The 5,496-nt window shown below is 62.5% G+C and carries 6 protein-coding genes, 1 tRNA gene and 1 pseudogene; 2 read left to right on the top strand and 6 right to left on the bottom strand.

Annotation, left to right across the window (positions count from 1 at the left end; all coding sequences use genetic code 11):
- Positions 1-23: 23 nt before the first annotated feature.
- The 3 genes from ACESL8_RS05560 to ACESL8_RS05550 form a co-directional block, all read right to left on the bottom strand.
- Positions 24-455, bottom strand: coding sequence for a hypothetical protein (locus ACESL8_RS05560; protein ID WP_372916669.1), 432 nt, complete (start codon positions 453-455; stop codon positions 24-26).
- Positions 448-1,701: a tyrosine-type recombinase/integrase gene (locus ACESL8_RS05555; RefSeq protein WP_372916667.1), complete on the bottom strand. Its 1,254-nt coding sequence runs from the start codon at positions 1,699-1,701 to the stop codon at positions 448-450. Before ACESL8_RS05555 ends, ACESL8_RS05560 begins: the two co-directional genes overlap by 8 nt.
- Positions 1,702-1,912: 211 nt before the next feature.
- Positions 1,913-1,986: transfer RNA gene (locus tag ACESL8_RS05550), tRNA-Gly, on the bottom strand.
- A 145-nt stretch (positions 1,987-2,131) separates the two neighbouring features.
- Here ACESL8_RS05550 and ACESL8_RS05545 point away from each other — a divergent pair.
- Together ACESL8_RS05545 and ACESL8_RS05540 are read left to right on the top strand one after the other, a co-directional pair.
- Positions 2,132-2,497, top strand: a complete 366-nt coding sequence (locus ACESL8_RS05545; RefSeq protein WP_372916665.1) for a BlaI/MecI/CopY family transcriptional regulator — start codon at positions 2,132-2,134, stop codon at positions 2,495-2,497.
- Positions 2,494-4,074: a M56 family metallopeptidase gene (locus ACESL8_RS05540; protein ID WP_372916663.1), complete on the top strand. Its 1,581-nt coding sequence runs from the start codon at positions 2,494-2,496 to the stop codon at positions 4,072-4,074. The genes ACESL8_RS05545 and ACESL8_RS05540 overlap by 4 nt, the downstream gene beginning before the upstream one ends.
- A gap of 19 nt (positions 4,075-4,093) precedes the next feature.
- Here ACESL8_RS05540 and ACESL8_RS05535 read toward each other — a convergent pair whose 3' ends face one another.
- The 3 genes and pseudogenes from ACESL8_RS05535 to ACESL8_RS05525 all read right to left on the bottom strand — a co-directional run.
- Positions 4,094-4,585: a GAF domain-containing protein gene (locus ACESL8_RS05535; protein ID WP_372916661.1), complete on the bottom strand. Its 492-nt coding sequence runs from the start codon at positions 4,583-4,585 to the stop codon at positions 4,094-4,096.
- An 86-nt stretch (positions 4,586-4,671) separates the two neighbouring features.
- The gene (gene infC / locus ACESL8_RS05530; protein WP_372916658.1) at positions 4,672-5,196 is read right to left on the bottom strand and encodes a translation initiation factor IF-3; all 525 of its coding nucleotides are present in this window, start codon (positions 5,194-5,196) and stop codon (positions 4,672-4,674) included.
- 179 nt (positions 5,197-5,375) lie between these two features.
- Positions 5,376-5,496 (bottom strand): annotated as a pseudogene (locus tag ACESL8_RS05525) (IS630 family transposase); the annotation flags it as partial.

The raw sequence follows: 5,496 nt of genomic DNA, 5'->3' as shown, positions 1-5,496 counted from the left end.
CGCCGCGCTCAATCACAAAAGGCTCAAGACAAGACCATTCCTCGTCGCTCATCAAACCGCGCATCAAAATGGCCTCCCCAAAAGCCACGTTGAATCAGAACTGGGCCTTTTTGGGAATCCCCTTTGTCAACACATCCTAGCTCACGAACATCCCACGGGCGCGTCGCGTTGGCTCCGTGAGAGGTGGGTTTAAAGACCTCGTCTGTCAGGCCTGAGTCCAAGTCACGTAGCGCTGATATCAAACTTACCAATAAGGCTTCGGCTGGATGCTCGGCGACAACTTGCGTGCCATCTTCCAATGTACCTACTGGACTAGCTAGTGCGATACCAAGATGCTGCGCTAGTACATCAAGCAAAGTCGCAACATTTTGACGGTTAAACTCTTTACCGCCCGGAGCGTCGGTCAGCGCCCGCAATGCCCTCAAGAAGGCTTCGTATTCCCGGTTACTAGACATTTTTCTCTCCGGCGATTACTTCGCTGCGGTCGGGAAACAGCACTATGTCCGCCCCCTTGCGCATTTGGTCGAGATAATCGCTCCACCATTGCGCCATCTCGACGCGTTCTTTCCAGTGCGCCCCGCGATGGTAGGCTGCGCGCACCTTGTCGCTATCCCCGTGGGCAAGCGCACGCTCGATTGCGTCGGGATGCCACTTGCCACTTTCATTGAGCAGCGTTGAAGCCATCGCCCGGAAGCCGTGCGCAGTCATTTCGTCGCCGGTATAGCCCAGCCGCCGCAGCCCAGCGTTGATTGTGTTCTCGCTCATCGGGCGCGAGCGGGTGCGGATCGACGAAAAGACATAGCCAGCCGGGCCAGTGGCGGTATGCACCTCCCGGAACAGTTCGACTGACTGCCGCGACAAGGGGACATGATGGGCCTTGCCCATTTTCATCTTCGCCGCCGGGATGATCCACAGCGCTCCGTCCAAATCGATCTCGCCCCAGTCGGCATGGCGTAGCTCGCCGGGGCGCACATAGACATGTGGGGCAAGCTGCATCGCCAGTCTGGTAAGGCCCTGCCCCTCATAGCCATCAATGGCCCGCAGTAGCGGCCCAACCCGCTTAGCATCGGTGATCGCCCCGTAGTGCGTCACGGTAGGCGCCGCGAGCGCGCCGCGCAGATCGCGGGTAGGGTCGGACCCCAGCCGCGCCGTTGCCACAGCGTAGCGGAATACCATGCTGGCCAGTTGCAGGCTGCGCCGGGCGCTTTCCAGTTTGCCCTTACCTTCGATCCGGCGAATAGCAGTCAGCACGTCCGCCGGTTCAATTTCGCCGATTGCAAGCCGTCCGATGGACCCGCAAACCAGCGAAAGCAGATATTCGCTGCGGGTCGCGGTAGCGAGTGCCCAGCCCTTATTACCGTCACGCCTGCGCTTGGCGCAATACTCGGTCGAAATCGCCGTGAATGTGTCCGCTGCCTGTATGCGTGAGCGCACCTTTTCGCGCTGCTTCTCGCGCGACGGGTCTTTGCCAAGGGCGATCAGTTCCCGCGCTTCCTCTCGACGCCTGCGGGCCTCGCCCAAGCCAATCTCGGGATAGGCCCCGATGGCCAGCAGCTTCTCCCGCCCATCAATGCGGTATTTCAGCCGCCAGAGCTTGCCGCCTGCTGGCGTTATCAGGAGGAACATTCCGCCCCCGTCCGCCATCTTGATGGGCTTCGCGCCGGGCTTTACGTTCCTGATAGCTACGTCTGTGAGCGCCATTTTCTTCCCAATCGTCCGGGGATTCTTTCCCCAAGATACCCCCAAGCGCGGGGGTATCGAATTGGCCGTTTGCTGAAAGCCCCCAATCATACCCCCAATCGAGTGCGATTGTATGCGGTATCATGCGAACACCTGCGAACCGTCATTAGGCGTAATATGGCGGTTTTCTGGGGTTTGTCTAGACGAATACGATCGTCAGCGAACAGGAAGTTGGAGCGGGTAGCGGGAATCGAACCCGCGCTAGAAGCTTGGGAAGCTCCTGTGATACCATTTCACCATACCCGCTTGCGCACGCAGAATTGCCACGCCGGCCGTTTGCGGTCAACTGTTCGCGCTGGCGTGTTCCTGTATCAGGTCTGCAACACGCCGCTTGAAGACTACGTCTGTAATCGATACATCGACTACAGATGTAAACGAATCGAGTGCCTAGATGACCGAACGGATCAGCGAAGCCGAATGGCAGGTGATGGAAGTGTTGTGGGCCACCCACCCGCTCACTGCGCACGATGTGGCGGCGCGATTGCCCGACGCGGGCTGGAGCCTGCCTACCGTCAAGACATTGCTTTCTCGCCTTGCCGCCAAGGGCGCGTTGTCCACCACAGAAGATGGCCGCCGCTATCTTTACGCTCCGGCAGTTGACCGTGCGGCCATCGCGGCCGGCGAATCGCGGCGGTTGGTAGACCGCTTGTTCGGTGGCCGCCCCGCGCCGCTGGTGGCGCACCTGGCCGAAGCCGGTGAATTGTCAGCCGCTGATATCGCCGAACTCGAGGTCCTGATCCGGGAGTTGAAACAATGACGACCTGGCTGCTGGAGGCGCTGATTGGCGCCGCGCTGTTGATGGTGCTGGTGCTGGCCGTGCGGCGGCCGGTGGCGCGGCTGTGGGGTGCTCACATGGCGTACGCGCTGTGGGCGCTGCCGGCGCTGCGCATGATGTTGTCGGCCATTCCGGGCTGGCAGCAGCTGTATGTGCCCGTGGCGCGGGCCAATCCTGCCGGGGATGCAGCGCTGTCGCAGATGAGCCTGGCTGATGCGGCGCAGTTTTCGCAGCCGCTTGCCGTGCAGGCCGAACAGATGGGCCCGCTGACGGATTGGCCCACGCTGTTGATAGCCCTGTGGGCGGCGGGCGCGGCGGTGTTTTTGGGCGTCCAGTGGGCGCGGCACCTGCGCTTTGTGGGCAAGGCTGTGCGCGAAGGTCAGCTGCTTACCTGGCAGGGCGGGGTGGATGTGATCATTTCAGCTCGCGTGGCCGGCCCGGTGGCCGCCGGCATCATCCGCCGCCGCATCTTGCTGCCGGCCGATTTCCTGAAGCGCTATTCGCCTGCAGAGCGCCGCCTTGCGCTGCTGCACGAAGCTGCTCACCATGATCGTTTTGATCTGGTTGCCAACATCGTCGGCCTGGTCGTGCTCGCGGCGCACTGGTGGAATCCGGTTGCACACGCCGCGTGGCGCGTGTTTCGCGCCGATCAGGAACTGGCCTGCGATGCCAGTGTGCTGGCCGGCAGCGATGGTGAAACTCGCGCTGCCTATGGGCGGGCCGTGCTCAAATCCGCGTGCGTGGCCACGCCGGTCGCGGCCTGTGCGATGAATCACAAATCCCAACTGAAGGAACGTATTGGCATGATGAAGGATCGCCGGATCACGGCGTTGTCCCGTGTGGTGGGCGGTTTGCTGCTGGCCGGTGCCGCTGGCGCCGCCTTGGCCGCAACAGCGTCGGGCAAGCCGCCCGTGCCGCCCGTGCCGCCCGTCTCGCCCGTCCCGCCGATGGCGGCTGAACTGCCCGTCCCGCCCACGGCGGCTGAACTGCCCGTCCCGCCGACAGCGGCGCAACTGCCCGTCCCTCCGGCAGCGCCCGCCGCGCCCAGGGTGATGGTGTTCACCCACAAGACGGGCGGCAAGGATGGCAAGCCCGGCGTCCACGGCGAGAAGATCGTGCGCAAGATCATCATCAAGGATGGCAAGACGCTGGTCGACGAAGCCAGCGGCGAAGGCCCGCACGTGATGATGATGCACGGCGGCGGCCCCGGTGAAACGGTGCGGGTGATGGAAACGCCCGACGGCAAGAAGATGGTGATGATCCAGCGCCGCGAACTGGACGGAAAGCAGGCCGAAGCCCGGATCGCCGAGGTTAAGGCCGGCATGCGCGCCCGCTGTGAAAGCGATGGCGGGAAGCTGCCCGCCAATGCCGATTTTGGTCAGCTCGCCGCCTGCGGTGTGGAAATGCAGAAAAAGATGCAGGCGGTCATGGCTTCGGCCCGCGCCGCCGTCGAAAAGTCCCAAGAGCTTTCTGCCGACCAACGCGCGGCCGCGCTCAAAGGTATCGACGCGGCTATGACGAACACCCGCCGCGAAGTCATCGTCAAACTCGAAAAATGATCTCATGCGCGCGCGCGGATCAGACGATCAGGCTGGCACCCAGCAAGAGCCCCACTGCGGTTTCCAGCCCGGCCCTGTCGTCTTCATCGAAGCGGCCGGGCCTTGGGCTGTCGAGATCGAGCACGCCAATGAGGGCGCCGTTCACCACCAGCGGCACGACGATTTCAGACCGGCTGTCGGCATCGCAGGCAATATGGCCGGGGAATGCGTGGACATCGGGCACCACCTGGGTTTCGCGAGCCGCCGCCGCCGTGCCGCACACGCCGCGCCCCAGCGGGATGCGGATGCAGGCCGGCTTGCCTTGAAATGGCCCGAGCACGAGTTCGCCGCTGCGCATCAGGTAAAATCCGGCCCAGTTGAGATCGGGCAGCTGGTGGAAAATCAGCGCTGCCATGTTGGCCATGTTGGCGACGAAATCGCGTTCGTCGCCGATCAGCGCGGTGAGCTGCTGGTTCAGCTGGGCGTAGTGGTCGGACTTGGTGCCTGCAAGGGCGGGGGCAAGGAATGACATTGCCGCCGGTTAGCGTTGCGCGAGCGGAAACGCAAACGCCGCCGGGGTGAGCCGGCGGCGTCTTGTGTCACGAAGACAGTGATCGGTTATTTTGGCGCGATCACCATCAGCATCTGGCGGCCTTCGAGGCGGGGCAATTGCTCCACCTTGGCCAGCTCGGCGGTCTCGTCGCGCACGCGCTCGAGCAGCTTGAGGCCAAGTTCGCCGTGCGAAAGTTCGCGGCCACGGAAGCGCAGGGTGAGTTTCACCTTGTCGCCGTCTTCGAGGAAGCGGTTGATGGCCTTCATCTTGGTCTGATAATCATGCTCGTCGATGTTGGGACGCATCTTGATCTCTTTGATCTCCTGCGTCTTCTGGTTCTTGCGAGCAGCGGCGGCCTTTTTCTGGGCCTCATACTTGAACTTGCCGACATCGAGGATCTTGCACACCGGCGGATCGGCGCCGGGGGAAACTTCGACCAGGTTCAGCCCGGCTTCCTGCGCGATGGCGATAGCTTCGCGGGTGTAGAGCACACCCAGATTTTCCCCGTCCTGATCGATGACACGGACTTTGGGAACGTTGATGAATTCATCAAAGCGCGGGCCGGTCATCGGCGCGGGCGCATTCATCATGCGGCGTGGGGGCGGTGGTATGGCAGTCTCTCCTGTGCAACTTTGCAGTGCTTCAATAGCCCGGGCACCCCATCACCGGCAAGAGGCGGCGGGCACAAGCCGAAAAAGAGCGTGGCCGGGCGATCAGGCACCAGCCTGCTTGCCCGGCCGCTATTTTGCCTTATACCAAGTCGCGATAATCATGACCCATGTGCCCATTGGCGCATTCCGATGGATTTGATGCGGTCTGGCTGATCGATCAGCTTGTTCCAGGCGTCACAGCAGTGATCGACGATTTCGGTGTAGGACCCGAAGATGCGG

This window comes from Sandarakinorhabdus sp. (assembly GCF_041689835.1).
GTDB lineage: Bacteria > Pseudomonadota > Alphaproteobacteria > Sphingomonadales > Sphingomonadaceae > Sandarakinorhabdus.
Note: the sequence above shows the minus strand (reverse complement) of the source record. Positions and strands in the feature narration are given on the sequence as shown.